The sequence below is a fragment of the Geodermatophilus sp. SYSU D00708 genome (assembly GCF_054050115.1).
The window spans coordinates 58,492-74,648 of sequence record NZ_JBJGYS010000012.1 but is presented as its reverse complement, the minus strand read 5'-3'; the positions used below and the strand labels follow the sequence as shown (position 1 = coordinate 74,648).

The 16,157-nt window shown below is 75.5% G+C and carries 20 protein-coding genes; 10 read left to right on the top strand and 10 right to left on the bottom strand.

Annotation, left to right across the window (positions count from 1 at the left end):
• Positions 1-229 precede the first annotated feature (229 nt).
• Positions 230-1,279 (bottom strand): alpha/beta fold hydrolase, encoded by a 1,050-nt coding sequence (locus ACI79D_RS12080; protein ID WP_456918655.1) that lies wholly within the window; start codon positions 1,277-1,279, stop codon positions 230-232.
• Positions 1,280-1,346: 67 nt separating this feature from the next.
• Here ACI79D_RS12080 and ACI79D_RS12075 point away from each other — a divergent pair, with 67 nt between their 5' ends.
• The gene (locus ACI79D_RS12075; RefSeq protein WP_456918654.1) at positions 1,347-1,985 is read left to right on the top strand and encodes a TetR/AcrR family transcriptional regulator; all 639 of its coding nucleotides are present in this window, start codon (positions 1,347-1,349) and stop codon (positions 1,983-1,985) included.
• Between the two features lie 98 nt (positions 1,986-2,083).
• A complete protein-coding gene (locus ACI79D_RS12070; RefSeq protein ID WP_456908332.1) occupies positions 2,084-2,320 on the top strand; it encodes a DUF3107 domain-containing protein in 237 nt (78 codons plus the stop codon).
• A 53-nt stretch (positions 2,321-2,373) separates the two neighbouring features.
• Here the strand turns inward: ACI79D_RS12070 and ACI79D_RS12065 are convergent, their stop codons facing one another.
• Positions 2,374-3,024 carry a ferritin-like fold-containing protein gene (locus ACI79D_RS12065; RefSeq protein ID WP_456918653.1) on the bottom strand — a complete coding sequence of 217 codons (651 nt, stop codon included), beginning with the start codon at positions 3,022-3,024 and terminating at the stop codon, positions 2,374-2,376.
• A gap of 261 nt (positions 3,025-3,285) precedes the next feature.
• Between ACI79D_RS12065 and ACI79D_RS12060 the strand changes: the two genes are divergently transcribed.
• Genes ACI79D_RS12060 through ACI79D_RS12045 form a run of 4 tightly spaced genes read left to right on the top strand, consistent with a single transcriptional unit; the run spans position 3,286 to position 7,977 of the window.
• Entirely contained in the window at positions 3,286-4,959 is a 1,674-nt protein-coding gene (locus ACI79D_RS12060; RefSeq protein ID WP_456918652.1) for a DEAD/DEAH box helicase, read from the top strand.
• A 60-nt stretch (positions 4,960-5,019) separates the two neighbouring features.
• A complete protein-coding gene (locus ACI79D_RS12055; protein WP_456918651.1) occupies positions 5,020-6,153 on the top strand; it encodes an outer membrane protein assembly factor BamB family protein in 1,134 nt (377 codons plus the stop codon).
• Between the two features lie 43 nt (positions 6,154-6,196).
• Entirely contained in the window at positions 6,197-7,126 is a 930-nt protein-coding gene (locus ACI79D_RS12050; protein ID WP_456918650.1) for an alpha/beta fold hydrolase, read from the top strand.
• Complete coding sequence (locus ACI79D_RS12045; protein WP_456918649.1) at positions 7,123-7,977, top strand: oxygenase MpaB family protein; 855 nt, start codon at positions 7,123-7,125, stop codon at positions 7,975-7,977. The genes ACI79D_RS12050 and ACI79D_RS12045 overlap by 4 nt, the downstream gene beginning before the upstream one ends.
• Positions 7,978-7,991: 14 nt before the next feature.
• On the opposite strand, the gene ACI79D_RS12040 is transcribed toward ACI79D_RS12045, so the two are convergent.
• Entirely contained in the window at positions 7,992-8,864 is an 873-nt protein-coding gene (locus ACI79D_RS12040) for a LysR family transcriptional regulator ArgP (RefSeq protein ID WP_456918648.1), read from the bottom strand.
• Between the two features lie 76 nt (positions 8,865-8,940).
• Between ACI79D_RS12040 and ACI79D_RS12035 the strand changes: the two genes are divergently transcribed.
• Complete coding sequence (locus ACI79D_RS12035) at positions 8,941-9,567, top strand: LysE/ArgO family amino acid transporter (RefSeq protein ID WP_456918647.1); 627 nt, start codon at positions 8,941-8,943, stop codon at positions 9,565-9,567.
• A gap of 1 nt (position 9,568) precedes the next feature.
• On the opposite strand, the gene ACI79D_RS12030 is transcribed toward ACI79D_RS12035, so the two are convergent.
• The 5 genes from ACI79D_RS12030 to ACI79D_RS12010 form a co-directional block, all read right to left on the bottom strand.
• Positions 9,569-10,429, bottom strand: coding sequence for a RecB family exonuclease (locus ACI79D_RS12030; RefSeq protein WP_456918646.1), 861 nt, complete (start codon positions 10,427-10,429; stop codon positions 9,569-9,571).
• 148 nt (positions 10,430-10,577) lie between these two features.
• Positions 10,578-11,435: a PHP domain-containing protein gene (locus ACI79D_RS12025; RefSeq protein WP_456918645.1), complete on the bottom strand. Its 858-nt coding sequence runs from the start codon at positions 11,433-11,435 to the stop codon at positions 10,578-10,580.
• Positions 11,435-12,175 carry a PH domain-containing protein gene (locus tag ACI79D_RS12020; RefSeq protein ID WP_456918644.1) on the bottom strand — a complete coding sequence of 247 codons (741 nt, stop codon included), beginning with the start codon at positions 12,173-12,175 and terminating at the stop codon, positions 11,435-11,437. Before ACI79D_RS12020 ends, ACI79D_RS12025 begins: the two co-directional genes overlap by 1 nt.
• Positions 12,176-12,182: 7 nt before the next feature.
• On the bottom strand, positions 12,183-12,341 hold the full coding sequence (locus ACI79D_RS12015) for a hypothetical protein (protein WP_456918643.1): 159 nt from the start codon (positions 12,339-12,341) through the stop codon (positions 12,183-12,185).
• 133 nt (positions 12,342-12,474) lie between these two features.
• Positions 12,475-13,098: a DUF6758 family protein gene (locus tag ACI79D_RS12010; RefSeq protein ID WP_456918642.1), complete on the bottom strand. Its 624-nt coding sequence runs from the start codon at positions 13,096-13,098 to the stop codon at positions 12,475-12,477.
• Positions 13,099-13,171: 73 nt separating this feature from the next.
• Between ACI79D_RS12010 and ACI79D_RS12005 the strand changes: the two genes are divergently transcribed.
• A complete protein-coding gene (locus ACI79D_RS12005) occupies positions 13,172-13,597 on the top strand; it encodes an NUDIX hydrolase (protein WP_456918641.1) in 426 nt (141 codons plus the stop codon).
• Between the two features lie 147 nt (positions 13,598-13,744).
• On the opposite strand, the gene ACI79D_RS12000 is transcribed toward ACI79D_RS12005, so the two are convergent.
• Positions 13,745-14,254 carry a MaoC family dehydratase gene (locus tag ACI79D_RS12000; RefSeq protein WP_456918640.1) on the bottom strand — a complete coding sequence of 170 codons (510 nt, stop codon included), beginning with the start codon at positions 14,252-14,254 and terminating at the stop codon, positions 13,745-13,747.
• Positions 14,255-14,432: 178 nt separating this feature from the next.
• Here ACI79D_RS12000 and ACI79D_RS11995 point away from each other — a divergent pair, with 178 nt between their 5' ends.
• The gene (locus tag ACI79D_RS11995; RefSeq protein WP_456918639.1) at positions 14,433-14,876 is read left to right on the top strand and encodes a hypothetical protein; all 444 of its coding nucleotides are present in this window, start codon (positions 14,433-14,435) and stop codon (positions 14,874-14,876) included.
• Positions 14,873-15,805 (top strand): MFS transporter permease, encoded by a 933-nt coding sequence (locus ACI79D_RS11990; RefSeq protein WP_456918638.1) that lies wholly within the window; start codon positions 14,873-14,875, stop codon positions 15,803-15,805. Before ACI79D_RS11995 ends, ACI79D_RS11990 begins: the two co-directional genes overlap by 4 nt.
• A gap of 22 nt (positions 15,806-15,827) precedes the next feature.
• Here ACI79D_RS11990 and ACI79D_RS11985 read toward each other — a convergent pair whose 3' ends face one another.
• On the bottom strand, positions 15,828-16,121 hold the full coding sequence (locus ACI79D_RS11985) for a WXG100 family type VII secretion target (protein WP_456918637.1): 294 nt from the start codon (positions 16,119-16,121) through the stop codon (positions 15,828-15,830).
• Between the last annotated feature and the right edge of the window lie 36 nt (positions 16,122-16,157).

Below are 16,157 nucleotides of genomic sequence, written 5' to 3'. Positions count from 1 at the left end.
CGGCGGCCGCTCGGCGGCGGCACCCGGGGCAGGCCGCGCTCCGGCACGCCGACGCGGCCGCGGGGTGCGCTCGGCGGAGGGGGGAACGGGGGTCCGGGAGGCCGTCCCGGCCCGCGGCCGGGAGGGGCGTCCGGACGGCTCACCCGGCCAGGCTCTCACGTCCAGGAGGCGTCCGTGGAGACCTGATCGTCACGGCGCGTACCGGACTGTGTCGTCTCGGTGACGGCCCTCAGGAGGCGCGCGCCTCCGGGACGGCCTCGGCTGCGGCGACGTCCTCGGCCAGCCCGAGCACGGCCCGGGCGGTCGGCTCGGCCGCCTCCATCATCGCCACGTGGCCGACACCCTCGAGCAGGAGCAGCCGGCCGTCGGGGACGGCGGCGGCCAGCCGGGGCGCGAGCGCCGGGTCGACCAGCCGGTCACGGTCGCCCCACACCACGAGCGTCGGCGTGCGCAGCGACCGTGCCATCCGCCAGGCGTTGGCCGCACCGACCCGCAGGTAGGAGGTGATCAGCCCGCGCATGCTGCGGGTCAGCGCCCGCACCGCCCAGGGCTGCTCGGCGCGCTCGCGCATCTCCGCCAGGGCCTGCTGCAGCCGTGCGCGCGGCACCCGGGAGGGGTCGCCGAAGCACATCTGCACCATCCCGCGGACCTGCTGCTCGGGCGTCACCCCGGCGAGCCGCCGGTCGGCGACCGACGGGATGCCGGGCAGCAGGAGCAGCAGCAGCGTGCGGCTGAACGCCGGCGGCACCCGGTAGACCGGCATCGCCGGGGACACCAGCGTGAGGGTGGCCACTAGGTCCGGCCGGCGGGCGGCCACGATCAGCGACACCAGGCCGCCCAGGGAGTTGCCCAGCAGGTGCACCGGCCGGCCCTGCGCCTCCCCCGGCTCGGCGGAGACCTGCTCCAGGACGTCGACGACGGCCTGCACGTGCCCGCGGATGGAGTAGGAGGTGCGCGCCGGCGGGTGGGAGCGGCCGAACCCGGGCAGGTCCACCGCCCAACCGTCGAATCGGACGGCCAGCATGGCGGCGAGGTCGGTCCAGTTGGTCGAGGCCCCGCCGAGGCCGTGCACGTACAGCGCCCGCTCCCGGGGGGCGCCGTCCCGTGGCCCGTCGACCGGCCCGGACCACGGCGTCCGCCGGACGAAGACCTCCCCGCCGCGCACCGCCACCGGCTCCCCGGGCCACGGCTCCGGCAGCGTGCCGGGGCGGGGCAGCCGGGCGGTCGAGAGCCGGGCCTGTGGGGCGGGGTCGGAGGCGGGTCGGGGCGACGGGGTCACCTCCCGAAGGTAGGTCAGCCCCGACGGGGCGCGCTGCCCGGTGACCCGCCGGTAACATCCGGGCGTCATGTCACTGCCCCGACCTGCACCCGAGTCCGTCCGTCGTTCGTCCCGCCTGCCGCGCGGGGCCCGGCGGCTGCAACTGTTGCAGGCGGCGCAGGAGGTCTTCGTCGCGCAGGGCTATCACGCCGCGGCGATGGACGACATCGCCGACCGGGCAGGGGTCAGCAAGCCGGTCCTCTACCAGCACTTCCCGGGCAAGCGGGAGCTGTACCTGGCGCTGCTCGAGCAGCAGGTCACCGCGCTGACCGACCGGGTGCGCGAGGCCATGGAGGGCACCGACGACAACCGCACCCGGGTGAACGGGGCCGTCGGGGCCTACTTCGACTTCGTCAACGCCGAGGGCGCCGCCTTCCGGCTGGTCTTCGAGTCCGACCTGCGCAACGACGACGAGGTCCGGGGCCTGGCCGACCGCGGGCACCTGGCGTGCGTCGAGGCGATCGCCGAGGTGATCGCGGCCGACACCGGCCTGGACCGCGAGCGCTCGCTGCTGCTGGCCTCCGGGATGACCGGGCTGGCCGAGACCAGCGCCCGCTGGTGGCTGCCCCGCAAGGGCACGGTGTCCCGGGACGAGGCGGTGTCGCTGATGACCGCGCTGTCCTGGCGTGGCATCTCGGGGTGGCCCCGGCTCGACGGCGAGCACTGAGCGTCCCCGTTCGCTGACGGCGCAGCTGCGCCCCAGGTCGGGGTCTGGCTGCTGCACTAGCGTGGGGTGCAGCCGCGCAACTCGAGGAGGCATCCCCCGTGGAAGTCAAGATCGGTGTCCAACACTCCCCCCGGGAGCTGGTCATCGACAGCCCCAACACCCCCGACGAGATCGCAGCCGAGGTGGCCAAGGCCATGTCCGGCGCCACGAAGGACGGCCTGCTGACGCTCGTCGACGACCGTGGCCGGCGGGTCCTGGTGCCGGTCGACCGGATCGCCTACGTGGAGATCGCCCAGGCCGACCAGCGCCGGGTCGGTTTCATCGCCGGCAGCTGAGACCTCGTGCGCCGGGGCGTCTCCGCACTCGCGGAGGCGCCCCGTCGCCGTTCCTACGGGTTCAACCCCAGGGTGCGCATCCGCTGGGTGTGCGCGGCGGTGATCCGCTCGATCAGCCGCCCGAGCCCGGTCAGGTCGCCGGTGCCCACCATGATCAGCTGGGCCAGCTGGTCCCGTTCGGCGATGACCGCCTGCGACTGGGTGATCGCCTCGCCCACCAGCCGCCGTCCCCAGAGCGCGAGGCGGCCGGAGACGGTCCGGTGCGCGGCGATGGCTGCCCGGACCTCGCGGACGGCGAAGTCCGCATGGCCGGTGTCGGCCATCACCTCCAGGATGAGCGCCCGGTCGGGGTCGGGCAGGAACGTGGCGATCTCCCGGTAGAAGTCGGCCGCCAGCCCGTCGCCCACGTAGGCCTTGACCAGGCCCTCCAGCCACGTGCGCGGCCGGGTCGACTCGTGGAAGGCGTCCAGCGCCGCGACGAACGGCGTCATCGCCGCGGTCGGGTCGGCGCCGAGTTCGCTGAGGCGGGCGGTGAGCCGGCAGTGGTGCCCGATCTCCGCGGCCGCCATCTGCGCCAGGGCGGCCCGGCCGGCCAGGGTGGGGGCCAGCCGGGCGTCCTCGGCGAGCCGGTCGAAGGCGGTCAGCTCGGCGTACGCCAGCACCCCCAGCAGGTCGACGACGGCGCGCTGGTCGACCGCGGTCACGGGCAGCTCCTGTGCTCGGTGGTCCGGCCGCGCGTGCCCCGGTCGGGTGAGGCCCGGCCTCCCGGGCAGCGCGGCGCGCAGAGGCTAACCGTTGCGCACGTTACGATGGGAATCGGCGAGCCGCGCGGTTCGCTTGTGTATCTGTGCGCTGACGACCGCTGGACGACGCCCTCCTGGGCTGTCTCCCGGGCCGATCCGTCGCCCGGTCTGCTGGCCGCGTCGGCGCTGGAACTGATCCCGCGACACCCGACGGGACCAGGTGTGACGCGGCCTCCCCGCCGCCGGAGCCGGTCCCCCAGCAGACCAGAGGCGAGAGCACTGACCTCCATCGACGACAACACCCCCACCGACCTCGAGCACGCCGAGACCGGCGCGCCCGCCCCCGAGCAGCTCGAGCAGGCCGCCGAAGAGCTCGGCGGCGCCCCCGTCGCCGCCGACGCGCCGCTGTTCAGCGACTTCGACGTCCACCCCGACGTCGTCGCGGCGCTGGCCGAGGCCGGCATCACCCGCACCTTCGCCATCCAGGAGCTGACCCTCCCGCTGGCGCTGGCGGGTCACGACCTCATCGGCCAGGCGCGCACCGGCACCGGCAAGACCCTCGGCTTCGGCGTCCCGCTGCTGCAGCGCGTCGTCCCGGCGGCCGAGGGCGGCGACGGCGTCCCGCAGGCGCTGGTCGTCGTCCCCACCCGTGAGCTGTGTGTGCAGGTCGCCCGCGACCTGTCCACCGCCGGGTCCAAGCGCGGCATCCGGGTGCAGGCCATCTACGGCGGCCGCGCCTACGAGCCGCAGGTGCAGGCGCTGCAGGCCGGCGTCGACGTCGTCGTCGGCACGCCGGGCCGGCTGCTGGACCTGGCCGAGCAGGGCCACCTGATCCTGGGCAAGGTCCGGGCGCTGGTCCTCGACGAGGCCGACGAGATGCTCGACCTGGGCTTCCTGCCCGACATCGAGCGGATCCTCGGCATGGTCCCCGTCGCGCGGCAGACCATGCTGTTCTCCGCGACGATGCCCGGCCCGATCGTGAACCTGGCCCGCCAGTTCATGACCCAGCCGACGCACATCCGCGCGCACGGCAACGACGAGGGCTCGACCGTCCCGCAGACGACGCAGTTCATCTACCGCGCCCACAACCTGGACAAGCCCGAGCTGCTCGCCCGCGTGCTGCAGGCCCGGGGTCGCGGCCTGGTGATGGTCTTCTGCCGCACCAAGCGCACCGCGCAGAAGGTCGCCGACGAGCTCGTCGAGCGCGGCTTCGCCGCCGCCGCGGTGCACGGCGACCTCGGCCAGGGCGCGCGTGAGCAGGCGCTGCGCGCGTTCCGCAGCGGCAAGGTCGACGTCCTGGTCGCCACCGACGTCGCCGCCCGCGGCATCGACGTCACCGGCGTCAGCCACGTCGTCAACTACCAGTGCCCCGAGGACGAGAAGACCTACGTGCACCGGATCGGCCGCACCGGCCGCGCCGGGCAGACCGGCGTCGCCGTCACGCTGGTCGACTGGGACGACATCCCGCGCTGGCAGCTAATCAACAAGGCGCTCGGCCTGGACTTCGACGAGCCCCAGGAGACCTACTCCACCTCGCCGTGGGTCTACACCGACCTGGACGTGCCCGAGGGTGCGACCGGTCGGCTGCCCAAGGCCCAGCGCACCCGCGAGGGCCTGGACGCCGAGGCCGTCGAGGACCTCGGCGAGACCGGCAAGCGCACCCGTGGCGGCTCCCGCGGTCCGGCCAGCGAGGACGACGAGAAGCCGGCCGCCGCCCGCAAGAGCCGGTCCCGCCGGCGCACCCGGGGCGGCGGAGCCGCAGCTGCCGCGCCGGACTCCGGCGCCGAGCAGGCCCCGGCGACCGAGCCCGCGGCCGAGGGCGCCGCGTCCGCGCCGCGCCGTCGCCGTCGCCGCCGCGGGGGCGCCAACCGGGGCTCCGCCGAGCCCGCCGCGTAAGAGAGGACCCCCTTGCCCCCCACCGCTCACAGGCTCGCGGCGGGACCCTGCAAGGGGGCCGTGCGCCGCCCGCCCCTGCGGGTGTGGGTCTGGACGGCGGCCACGCTGGCCCTCGTGGTCGTCGCCGCGCTGCTGTGGCGCGGCTCCGACGCGGCGGCCACCGAGAGCACCACGGCAGCACCGGCCGGTGTCCCCGACGGGACGCCGGCCGGCGCCGTCTCCGCCGCCTGGACGTCCGCGACCGCGACGAGCGGGGACCGACCGCGCGCGACGGTGCACGAGGGCCGGGTGCTGGTCGCCGAGGCGCACGGCGTCCGGGCGCTCGACGTCGCCACCGGCACCGAGGGGTGGCACTACACCCGGGCCAACGCGCAGCTGTGCGACTGGACGGCCGTCGGCAGCGTGGTGGTCGCGGTGTTCCGCACCGAGGACCGCTGCGACGAGGCGGTCGCGCTGTCGGCCGACACCGGCGTGCGCGCCTGGACCCGCAACGTGAACCTCAGGACCGACGTGGTCCTGCACAGCACCGACGGGATCGTGCTCGCCGCCTCGCCGTTCGGGGTGGTCACCCTCGACCCGGTCGGGGACAACATCCGCTGGCGGCAGGCACCGACGCCGGGGTGCCGCCTGCTGGGCGCCGACGTCGGGCAGGCGGGCGTCGTCGTCCTCCAGCGGTGCGCGGAGACCGCCGCGCTGCAGCTGCGGCTCTTCGACGGCTACGACGGGTCCCCGGTGTGGAGCCGCGACGTCCCCGACACCACGGCCACGCTGGCCGGCGTCGACCGGACGGTGGCCGTGGCCGGAGCCGCCGGGGTGCAGCTGTTCGCCGCCGCGGACGGCGCTCCGCTGGGCTCCCCGGTCCCCGGCGCCGACCCGGTGCTCGTGCGCGGCGTCGGCGACGCCCTGCTCGTCCTGGCCGGCGGCACGCTCTCCGCGGTCGCGCAGGACACCGGCGCGGTCGGCTGGTCCACGCCGGCGACCGGGCTCCCGGGCGACGTCGTCGGCGGCAAGCAGCCCGACGTCGAGGCGCCGGTGCCGGTCCCCGAGGACGGCGCCGTCGTCCTGCGGAACCTGGCCACCGGCGCCGAGGTGGGGCGGAGCACCGTGGAGGGGCTGCCCGCCGGTGGGCTCGCCACCGTCGCGGGCTCCGTCGTCGTCCTCCAGCTGACCGACCGGGTGGTCGGCTACCGCTGACCCGGGACGCCGCCCCCGACGCGCGCCGGGGTATGACTGGGGCATGGTGATGCCCGGCGGCCCCGACCACAGCGCTCCCCTCTCCATCGCCCCGGACGACCTGCGGCAACTTGCCGACCACGACGCGCACCACCGCACCTTCCCCGGCGGCGCCGGGCCGCTGACCGCGCTGGACACCGGCAACGACGGCGAGCGGGGCACCGTGCTGATGGTCGCCGGGTACACCGGGAGCAAGGAGGACTTCGCGCCCCTGCTGCGGCCGCTGTGCGCCGAGGGGTACCGGGTCGTCGCCGTGGACCAGCGGGGGCAGTTCGAGTCACCCGGTCCCGACGACCCGGCGCGCTACACCGTGGCGGAGCTGGCCGGCGACGTCGTGGCCGTGGGCCGGTCCCTGGCGGGCGAGGCGCGGGCCGGGCTGCACCTGGTCGGGCACAGCTTCGGCGGGCTGGTCAGCCGGGCCGCCGTCCTGGCCGACCCGGCGCTGTTCGCCTCCCTGACCCTGCTCGGCTCGGGGCCCGCCCGGCTGACCGGGCCGCGGGCCGACCTGCTCGAGCACCTCTCCCCGCTACTGGACGCCGGCGGCGTCCCTCTGGTGAACGAGACGCTCGAGCAGCTGGCCATGACCGACCCCCGGGCGCAGGCGGTGCCGGCGGCCACCCGGGCGTTCCTCTCCCGCCGGTTCCTCGCCAACAGCGCCGCCGGGCTGCGCGGCATGGCCGACGCGATGACCACCGAGCCCGACCGGGTCGCCGAGCTGGCCGCCACCGGTGTTCCGGTCCTCGTCGCGCACGGCGCCGCGGACGACGCCTGGTCGCCGGCCGCGCAGGAGGACATGGCCCGGCGGCTGGGCGCCCGCTACACGGTGCTCCCCGGCGCCGTCCACTCCCCCGCCATCGAGAACCCGTCGCGGACGCTGGAGGTCTTCGTCGAGTTCTGGGCCGCGGTGGCCACCCGGACCGGAACCCCGTCGTGAGGGTCTCGGCCCGCGACTGGACGCCGGAGGAGGACCTGCTCGGGTTCTTCGGCCCCGGCAGCGTGACCTGGCGGGTGCACGCCGACCCGGTGTTCTCCGTCGGCGGGCTGCGCGCGCTGCTGCTGCAGGCCCTGCACCCGGTCGCGATGGACGGCGTCGCCACCAACTCCGTCTTCCGCGAGGACCCGTGGCCGCGGCTGGTCCGCACCGCCGCCTACGTCGACACGCTCACCTTCGGCACGCGCACCGAGGCGGTGCGCGCGGTGCGGCGGGTCCGCGGCATCCACCGCCGGCTGGGCGGGGCCGTCGACGGCCGCGCCTACCGCGTCGACGACCCCGACCTGCTGCTGTGGGTGCACTGCTGCGAGGTCGACTCGCTGCTCGACGTCGCCCGCCGCGCCGGCGTGGTCAGCGGCGCGGACGCCGACCGCTACGTCGCCGAGCAGGTGACCGCCGCGGTCCTGGTCGGGTGCGCCGAGGACGACGTGCCGCGGACGGTCGACGCGCTGGCCGGGTACTTCGCCGACGTCCGCCCGGCGCTCGCGCCCACCCCGGCGGCGCGCGACGCGGTCCGCCTGGTGCTCGCCCCACCGATGCCGGCGTGGGTGCGGTTCCTGACCCCGGCGCGCCCGGCCTGGGGCTCGCTCGCCTCGCTCGCGGTGGCCACCCTGCCGCGGTGGGCACGCCGGATGTACTCCCTGCCCGGGCTCGGGGTGACCGACCCGGCCGCGACGGCCGCCCTGCGGGCGTTCCGGCTGGGCATGCTGCGGCTGCCGCAGCGGGTCCAGCGATCCCCCATCGTCTGGGCGGCGTACGAGCGCGTCGCGCAGGCCGAGCCGGCCAGCGCCTGAGAGCCGCGGCCCTGCTACTGGTCGAGCGCCCGGCGAGCGGCGGCGAGGACCGCGGCGGCGACCCGGTCCAGCGACGGTGAGCGCAGCTTCCACTGCTGCCAGTGCAGGACGACGTCCACCGCGCCGTCCGGGTCGAGCTCGACCAGCTCCCCGGCCGGCTCCTGCTGCGCGGGCACCATGCCCCAGCCGAACCCCAGCCGGACGGCGGTGACGTAGTCGGCCGATGCGGGCACGTGGTGCACCGGGGGCTGCCCCGCGCAGATCCCCCGGCCGCGCAGGTAGCGGTACTGCAGGTCGTCCTTGCGGTCGAAGACCACCACCGGCGCCCGGGACAGGGCCTGCTGGGGAACCCCGTCGGGGAACCACCGCCCGGCGAACGCGGCGGTGGCCATCGGGCGGTAGCGCATGCTGCCCAGCCGGGTCGCGGTGCACCCCGGGACGGGGTCGGGATCGGCGGTGACGGCGGCCATCACCCGGCCGTCCCGCAGCAGCGCGGCGGTGTGCTCCTGGTCCTCGCGGTGCAGGTCGAAGGCGAGGTCGCCCGACAGCGGCGCGAGGGCCGGCAGCACCCAGGTGGCCAGCGAGTCGGCGTTGACCGCGATCGGGAGGGTCACCGGCCCGGTCGTGCCGTCGTCGGCCAGTTCCCGGGTGGCGTCCGCGGTGAGCAGCGCCACCTGGCGGGCCAGCCGCAGCACCGCCTGCCCCGACTCGGTGACCCGCACCGGCTTGCTGCGCACCAGCAGCACCCGCCCGGTGGCTGCCTCCAGCGCCTTGAGCCGCTGGCTGATCGCGCTCGGCGTGACGTGCAGCGCGCGGGCGGCGCCGTCGAGGGTGCCCGCGGTGACGGTCGCCTCCAGGGCACGCAGGTGGGCGAGGTCGAGGTCCACGCCGTCATTAGATCCGCTTCAGGTTCTGCAGGAACTCCGTGGGCGCTGATGGCGGTGCCCCGCCTACCGTCCGTCCGTGTCCCCCGCACTGCTGGCCGCCGTCTCCGGTCTCGGCCTCGGCCTGTCCCTGATCGTCGCGATCGGCGCGCAGAACGCGTTCGTGCTGCGGCAGGGCCTGCGGTCGGAGCACGTGACCGCCGTCGTCGCCATCTGCCTGCTCTCCGACGTCGCCCTGATCACCGCCGGGACCGCCGGCGCCGGCGCGCTGGTCTCCCGGCTGCCGGCGCTGCTGACCGTCGTCTGCTTCGCCGGGGCGGCGTTCCTGTTCGTCTACGGGCTCATGGCCGCCCGGCGGGTGGTGCGTCCGGCCGCGCTGGTCACCGAGGCGGCCGGCCACCGGGCCGGCCTGGTCGTCACCGTGACCACCTGCCTGGCGCTGACCTGGCTGAACCCGCACGTCTACCTGGACACCGTCGTGCTGCTCGGGTCCCTCGCCGGCACGTGGGACGACCTCCGCTGGTGGTTCGCCGCCGGCGCCGCGGCCGGCAGCGCGGTCTGGTTCACCGGCCTCGGCTACGGAGCCCGGCTGCTCCGGCCGGTGTTCGCCCGGCCCGCCGCCTGGCGGGTGCTCGACGCCGGCATCGCCGTCGTGATGCTCTCGCTGGCGGTCTCGCTGGTCGTGCGCGGCGTCCAGGGCGGCTGAGTCAGGCCGGAGCGACCTGCGTCTCCTCCTCGGAGAGGAAGCTCCAGGTCTCCCGCGCCGGGGTGGCCGCCTGGCCGACCGGGCAGCTGGGCCGGAAGTCGCACCAGCCGCACTGCCGGCCCGGGGCGGCGGGGAACGCCTCGTCCGGGTCCCGCCCCTCGTCCAGCGCCGCGGTCGCCGCGCCGATGTCGGCGGCGACGTCCTCCGCCCGCCGGACGTGGTTGGCCAGCGAGCGCTCGGTGTGCTCGAACGCGGCGACGGTGCCGCTGGGCAGGTGGTGCAGCTCCACCCGGCGGCACGGCCGGCGCAGCGTCCGGCGGACACCGAGCACGTAGGCGGCCAGCGCCGGTGACCCGCGGGCCTCGTCGTCGGTGCTGGGCACCCGGCCGGTCTTGTAGTCGACGATCACCAGCTCGTCGCCCCGCTGGTCGATCCGGTCGACCCGGCCGGACAGCGCCAGTCGCTCGGTGGTGGCCGCGACCTGCCGCTCGGTGCCAACCGGCTCGTCGGCCGGGTCCAGGCCACCCACGTAGTCGGTGAGCCAGGTGGCCGCGCGCGCCCGCCAGCGGTCGGCCTGCTCGGCGTCCCGGAACCCGGCCGGGGACCAGACCGAGTAGAGCAGCTGCCGGATCGAGACCGCCGTGCGCTTCGACAGCGGCAGCTCCCACCACGAGCGCAGCGCCGCGTGCACCGCGGACCCGACCGAGTTGTGCGCCCAGGCCGGGCCCTTCTGCGGCGTCGGCCGGTCGACGTAGGCGTACCGGTACCGGCGGGGGCAGTCGGCGAAGGTCGCCAGCTTGCTCGGCGTGGCCGGGAACAGCCGTCGCGGCATGCCCGGCATCTCCAGCTGCGTGCCTCCCACACCCGCCACGCTAGCCGCGGGCAGCGACGGGTCGGCGCACCGCGGCACGGCGTGGTGCGGACGCGGTGCCGGCGTGGTGGCGGCGTCCTGCCGGCGTGGTGGCGGTGCCCTGCCGGCGTGGTGGCGGCGTCCGGCCGGCGCCTCCGGGTCAGTCCCGGTACGGCGCGACGCCGGTGCCGGCGGCCAGGATCGCCTCGAGCTGCTCCGGCGCGGTGGTGCACGCGGCGATCGGCGTCGTCTTGTTGGTCCCGTGGTAGTCGCTGGAGCCGGTCACCAGCAGGTCGAGCTCGCCGGCCAGGCCGCGCAGGTGCGCCCGCTCGTCGGGGTCGTGGTCGGGGTGGTCGACCTCCAGGCCCAGCAGCCCGGCGGCCACCATCTGCGCGATCGCCTCGTCGCCGACCACCCGTCCCCGCTTGGTGGCCAGACCGTGCGCGAAGACCGGCACCCCGCCGGCGGCCCGCACCAGCGCGATGCCGTCGAGCACGTCGGTGTCGGCCTTGGCCACGTAGTAGGGGCTGCGGTGGTGCAGCAGCGTGGCGAAGGCGTGGTCGACCGACTCGACGACACCGGCGTCGACCAGCGCCCGCGCCACGTGCGGGCGGCCGACGACGCCGCCCCCGGATCGCTCGACGACCTGGTCCCAGGCCACCGGGAAGCCGGCCTCGGCCAGCGCGGTCACGATGCGCTCCCCGCGGCCGAGCCGCTCGGTGCGCAGCCGCGCCCGCTCCTGCGCCAGCCCGGGGTGCTGCGGGTCGAACAGGTAGGCCAGCAGGTGGACGCTGATCGGCGGCGCCGCCGCGGGGAACCACCGGCAGGACAGCTCCATGCCGGGGACGACGGTCATCCCGGCGGGGCGGGCGGCCGCGGCCTCGGCCCAGCCCGCCGTGGTGTCGTGGTCGGTGAGCGCGACGACGTCCAGGCCCGCGGCGTGCGCGGTGGCGAGGAGTTCGGCGGGGCGCTCGGTGCCGTCGGAGACCGACGAGTGGGTGTGGAGGTCGATCCGCATCACCGGTCAGCCTGCCGCACCCGCCGTCCGGCGACGCGGCGGCGCGGCGGGCGGGCCCGCGGGATCGGCTCGGTGTCGCGCCGTCCGTCGTCCGGGGCGACGCGCGGGCCCCTCGGCGTGGGCGGGGGCGGGGACGACGGCGGCTCGGGCTCACCCTCGTCGTCCCCGGAGGACGCGGCACCGCCGCCGCCGAAGAGCAGGTCGCTCACCTTGCGGTACAGCTGGTCGGCGTGCGGCAGGTAGGTGATCTCCGCCAGTGCCTGCTGCTGGCCGGCGGACTCGAAGCGGAACGTGCCATAGCCCAGCACCTGGCCGACGAGGGTCTCCCGGTAGGTGAGGTCGGTGATCCGCCGCAGCGGCAGGAGGGCGACGGTGCGGACGACGATCCCGCTGGTCAGCAGCACCCGCCGGTTGGTGACGATGAAGTGCCGCATGTACCACTCACCGATGCGCAGGCCGAGGTAGACCAGCGCGCCGACGAGCACCAGGAAGCCGACGGTGGTGGCGACCTGGTTGTCGCGGTCGGCGTTCGCGGTGCCGATGTGGCCGGCCCCCCACAGCAGCAGCCAGCCGCCGACGAACAGCGCCGGCAGCGACTTGACCAGCGGCTCGACGAGCACCGCCCAGTGCCGCCGGGTGGCCACCACCGGCGGGCGCTCCTGCGGGAGCGTGAACTTGTCGGTGTCCTTGCTCCACCGGGGCCGGCGGCCGTTGGTGGGCCGGGGTGCCGGGCCGGTCATGTCCCGGCTAGATCAGCGACCCGACGAAGTCGGCCAGGGACGACGCCGCGTCGCCGAGGGCGTGACCGGCGGTGCGCACGATCTCCGCGGAGCTCTCGGGGGCCTGGATGATGTAGAAGAGGACGAAGGCGACGACCAGCCAGGTGAGGACCTTCTTGAGGTTCACCGTCACCTCCGTGGGTGCTGTGCGGAGCGCCGGGACGGGGGTGCCCCAGCGGCGAGCACCATGGGTAACACACGCCTCACGACTCCCTCCCGGGACACGCCGCCGGGGTTGCGGCCCGGTCCGGTCCGGTCCGTCACGGCCCCGGCAGCAGGTGCTCACTCGGCGGGCCGAGCGGCAGATCGGGGTACAGCCGCTCGCGCAGGTCGAGCAGTTCCAATTGCTCGGCCAGCAGCCAGGCGGCCGACATCGGCCACATGACCAGCCACAACCAGACGCCGAAGGCCTCCCCGACGAAGGCCGCGCGGTCGTCGGAGGTGGGCACGGCCCACAGCGGCGCGTGCTGGCCGGCCGCCTTGACGTCGGCCGAGGAGGGTCCGGAGAGGACATCACCGGGGTCGGGGCCGGGCAGGCCCGCGTAGCCACAGCCCACGCCGGTGCCCGGCTCCTCGGCGATGAGCACCAGCTCGGCCGAGCCACCCAGCGGGGCCGGTCCGGCACAGTCCACGACGATCGCGCGCGCCCCGGGCTCCCCGCCCCACGCCAGCCCGGTGACCGACCAGCCCGACGGCATGGGGTCGGGCACCCAGGCCGGGACGCGGGCGTCGGCGGTGACCGCGGCGATGGCGTCGTGCGCGACCAGCAGCGTGTGGTGCAGCGGCGTCACCGCGCCGTGCACGTGGCACCAGGCCTGGCCAGAGTTCCCCGGGCGGACGACGAGTCGTTCACCGCACCGGGGACAGACCGTGGTGGCAGTCATCGCGCATCACCGTCCTGTGACCGGAGGGGTTCGTCAAGCGTTGGCACCGACGGCGCTGCGTACCGTGCGGGGCGTGTCCTCCGCGAACGATCCCGCGCCGCCGGTGGTGGCCTGCGTCGGGGCCGTGGTGCACGACGCGCGAGGCCGGTTGCTGCTCATCCGCCGCGGTCACGAGCCCAGCCGGGGGCTGTGGTCGGTGCCCGGGGGACGGGTCGAGCCCGGGGAGACGCCCGAGGCCGCCGTCGAGCGGGAGGTGCTCGAGGAGACCGGACTCCGGGTGCGCGCGGGTGCGCCGGTCGGCCGGGTCCGCATCCCGGGCGCCGGCGTCGTCTACGACGTCGTCGACCTCGCCTGCACCCTGGTCGACCCCGATGCCGTCCCCGTGGCCGGGGACGACGCGGACGCGGTCGCCTTCGCCGACGCCGCTGAACTGGCGGCGCTGCGGTGCACCCCGCGACTGGTCGAGACCCTGGCCGGCTGGGGCGTGCTGCCCTCCTGACCGCGCGCCTCCGCCGTGCGACACGAGCGCGGGCGCCTGCGTCGCGGGGCGTGCGCTCGGGCAGGTCGACCGCGGGGCGTGCGCGCGGCGCTGAGCCGCGGGGCGTGCGGCCGCGGCGCTCAGCCGCGGGGCGTGCGGCCGCGGCGCTCAGCCGCGGGGCGTCGGCTCCGGGCGCCCGGGCTGCTCGCCGCCCCGGGCCTCGCCGTAGGAGCGCTTGGGCACCATGACCTTGCGCCGGAAGGTGCAGACGACGGTGCCGTCCTGCTTGTAGCCGACGGTCTCGACGTGCACGACGCCGCGGTCGTCCTTGGACCGCGACTCGGTCTTGTCCAGGACGCGCGTCTCGCCGTAGATGGTGTCGCCGTGGAAGGTCGGCGCCACGTGCCGCAGCGACTCGATCTCCAGGTTGGCGATGGCCTTGCCCGAGACGTCGGGGACGCTCATGCCCAGCAGCAGGGAGTAGACGTAGTTCCCGACCACGACGTTCCTGCCGAAGTCGGTGGTCTCCGCCGCGTAGTGGCTGTCCAGGTGCAGCGGGTGGTGGTTCATCGTGATCAGACAGAACAGGTGGTCGTCGTACTCGGTGACGGTCTTGCCGGGCCAGTGCTTGTAGACGGCCCCGACCTCGAACTCCTCGTAGTACCGACCGAACTGCATGGACGTCCTCCGGTGTCGACGCTGACGGCGGGACCCGGACGACGACGGGAGGGCCTCCGCGAGCGAGGGGCCAGTTGCCCACGACGCCGCGTCGGTGACCCATCTGGACGGGCGCTGATCCTACGATGCCCGGGTGCCACCGGCTCCCCCCGTTCGTGATCCCGGGGAGGCCGGCGTCGTGACGCTCTCCCCCGCCGGCCGGCTGGTCCGGCTCACGGCCGCCGTCGCCGTGCTGCTGGTGCTGCTGGCCGGTTCCGTCTGGGGATCCGACGCCTCGTTCCCCTTCGGCCCGTTCAAGATGTACTCGACCCGGGCCGACCCCGACCGTCCGGTGGTCTCCACGCGCGTGGTCGGGATGACCGCCGACGACGTGGAGGTCCGCCTCTCGGGCGGCGAGGTGGGGCTGCGCCGGGCCGAGTTCGAGGGGCAGCTGCCCCGCCTCGTGGACGAGCCGGAGCTGCTGGCCCTGCTGGCCGGCACCTACGCCGCCCACCACCCCGACGCCGAGCCGTTGGTCGAGGTGCGGGTCGTGCAGCGCCGCTACGAGCTCGAGGACGGCCGGCAGACCGGCGAGGTCACCGACAGCGTCCTCGTCGCCCAGGACCTGGAGGGCACCCCGTGAGCGCCACCTCCTCCCCCGGCTCCCAGCCGGCCGGCGACTCCCGGGTGGCAGCCGGCCGGCACGGCTGGTGGTTCCGGCCCGTGCCGCTGGCCCGGATCGCGGTCTTCCGGACCATCGCCTACCTGTTCGTCCCGGTCGACGTCTTCCTGACCACGGCGTGGGTCCGGGCGCACGCCGATGTCCCGACCGAGTACTACCAGCCGCTCACCATCGGCCAGCTCCTCCCGCTGCCGGTCCCCACGTCCACGGTGGTGCACGTCGTGCAGTGGACCCTCGTGGCCGCGGCGCTGGCGGCAGCCACCGGGCGAGCGCCCCGCCTGCTGGGCACCGCGGTGTTCCTCCTCTACTTCGAGTGGATGGTCATCGCGATGAGCTACGGGAAGGTGGACCACGACCGGATCGCCTTCCTCGTCGCGCTCGCGGTGCTGCCGACCATCGGGCGGGTGCGCTGGCGCGACCGCCGCTCCTCGGAGGCGGCCGGCTTCGCCATGGCCGCGGTCTTCGTGACCGTCATGCTCACCTACTTCCTGGCCGCTTGGGCGAAGATGCGGTTCGGCGGCTGGGACTGGGCCACCGGCTCGACGCTGGCCCGGGCGATCGTGCGCCGCGGCACCGTCCTGTCGGACTGGACGCTCGAGGTCCCCGGTCTGCTGGTGGCCGCGCAGTGGGCGATGCTCGTCCTCGAGTTCGTCGCCCCGCTCATGCTGCTGGTCTGGTCCAACCGCGCACGGGTGGCCCTGGTCGTCTTCCTGCTCGGGTTCCACGTCGCCGTCTTCGCCAGCGTGAAGATCATCTTCCTGCCGCACTGCGTGGCGATCCTGTCGATCCTCCCGTGGGAGCGGCTGCCGGACACCGCACGGGAACTGCGCGGGCGGATCGGCCGCCGCGGTCCGGCGATGGTGCCCTCCGACGGCGCTCCCGCGCCCTGAGCGGGCACGCTTTCGGCCGCCGTCACAGCAGGGCGCTGATCCGTGCGGCCACCTCCGCCTCGTGCTGCTGGTACGAGGCGGCCACGCTCTCGATCAGCCCGCCCATGCCGGTGAGGGCGTCGCTGACCCCCTGTGCGCTCAGCCGCCACTGCTCGTAGAGCTCGCTGAACCGCACGGCGGCCTGGCTGTCGGTCCAGCCGTCCAGGACCGACGCGTTGACGCTGCTCGACAACGTGGCGTGGCGCGCTGCGCTCTCGGCGGCCTCGGACCGGCACTGCCCGGCCATCGACTGCAGGGTGGCGATGTCGACCTTCACTGTTCCTCCTCGCCCGGGCCCGTCCCGGTCGCGGCG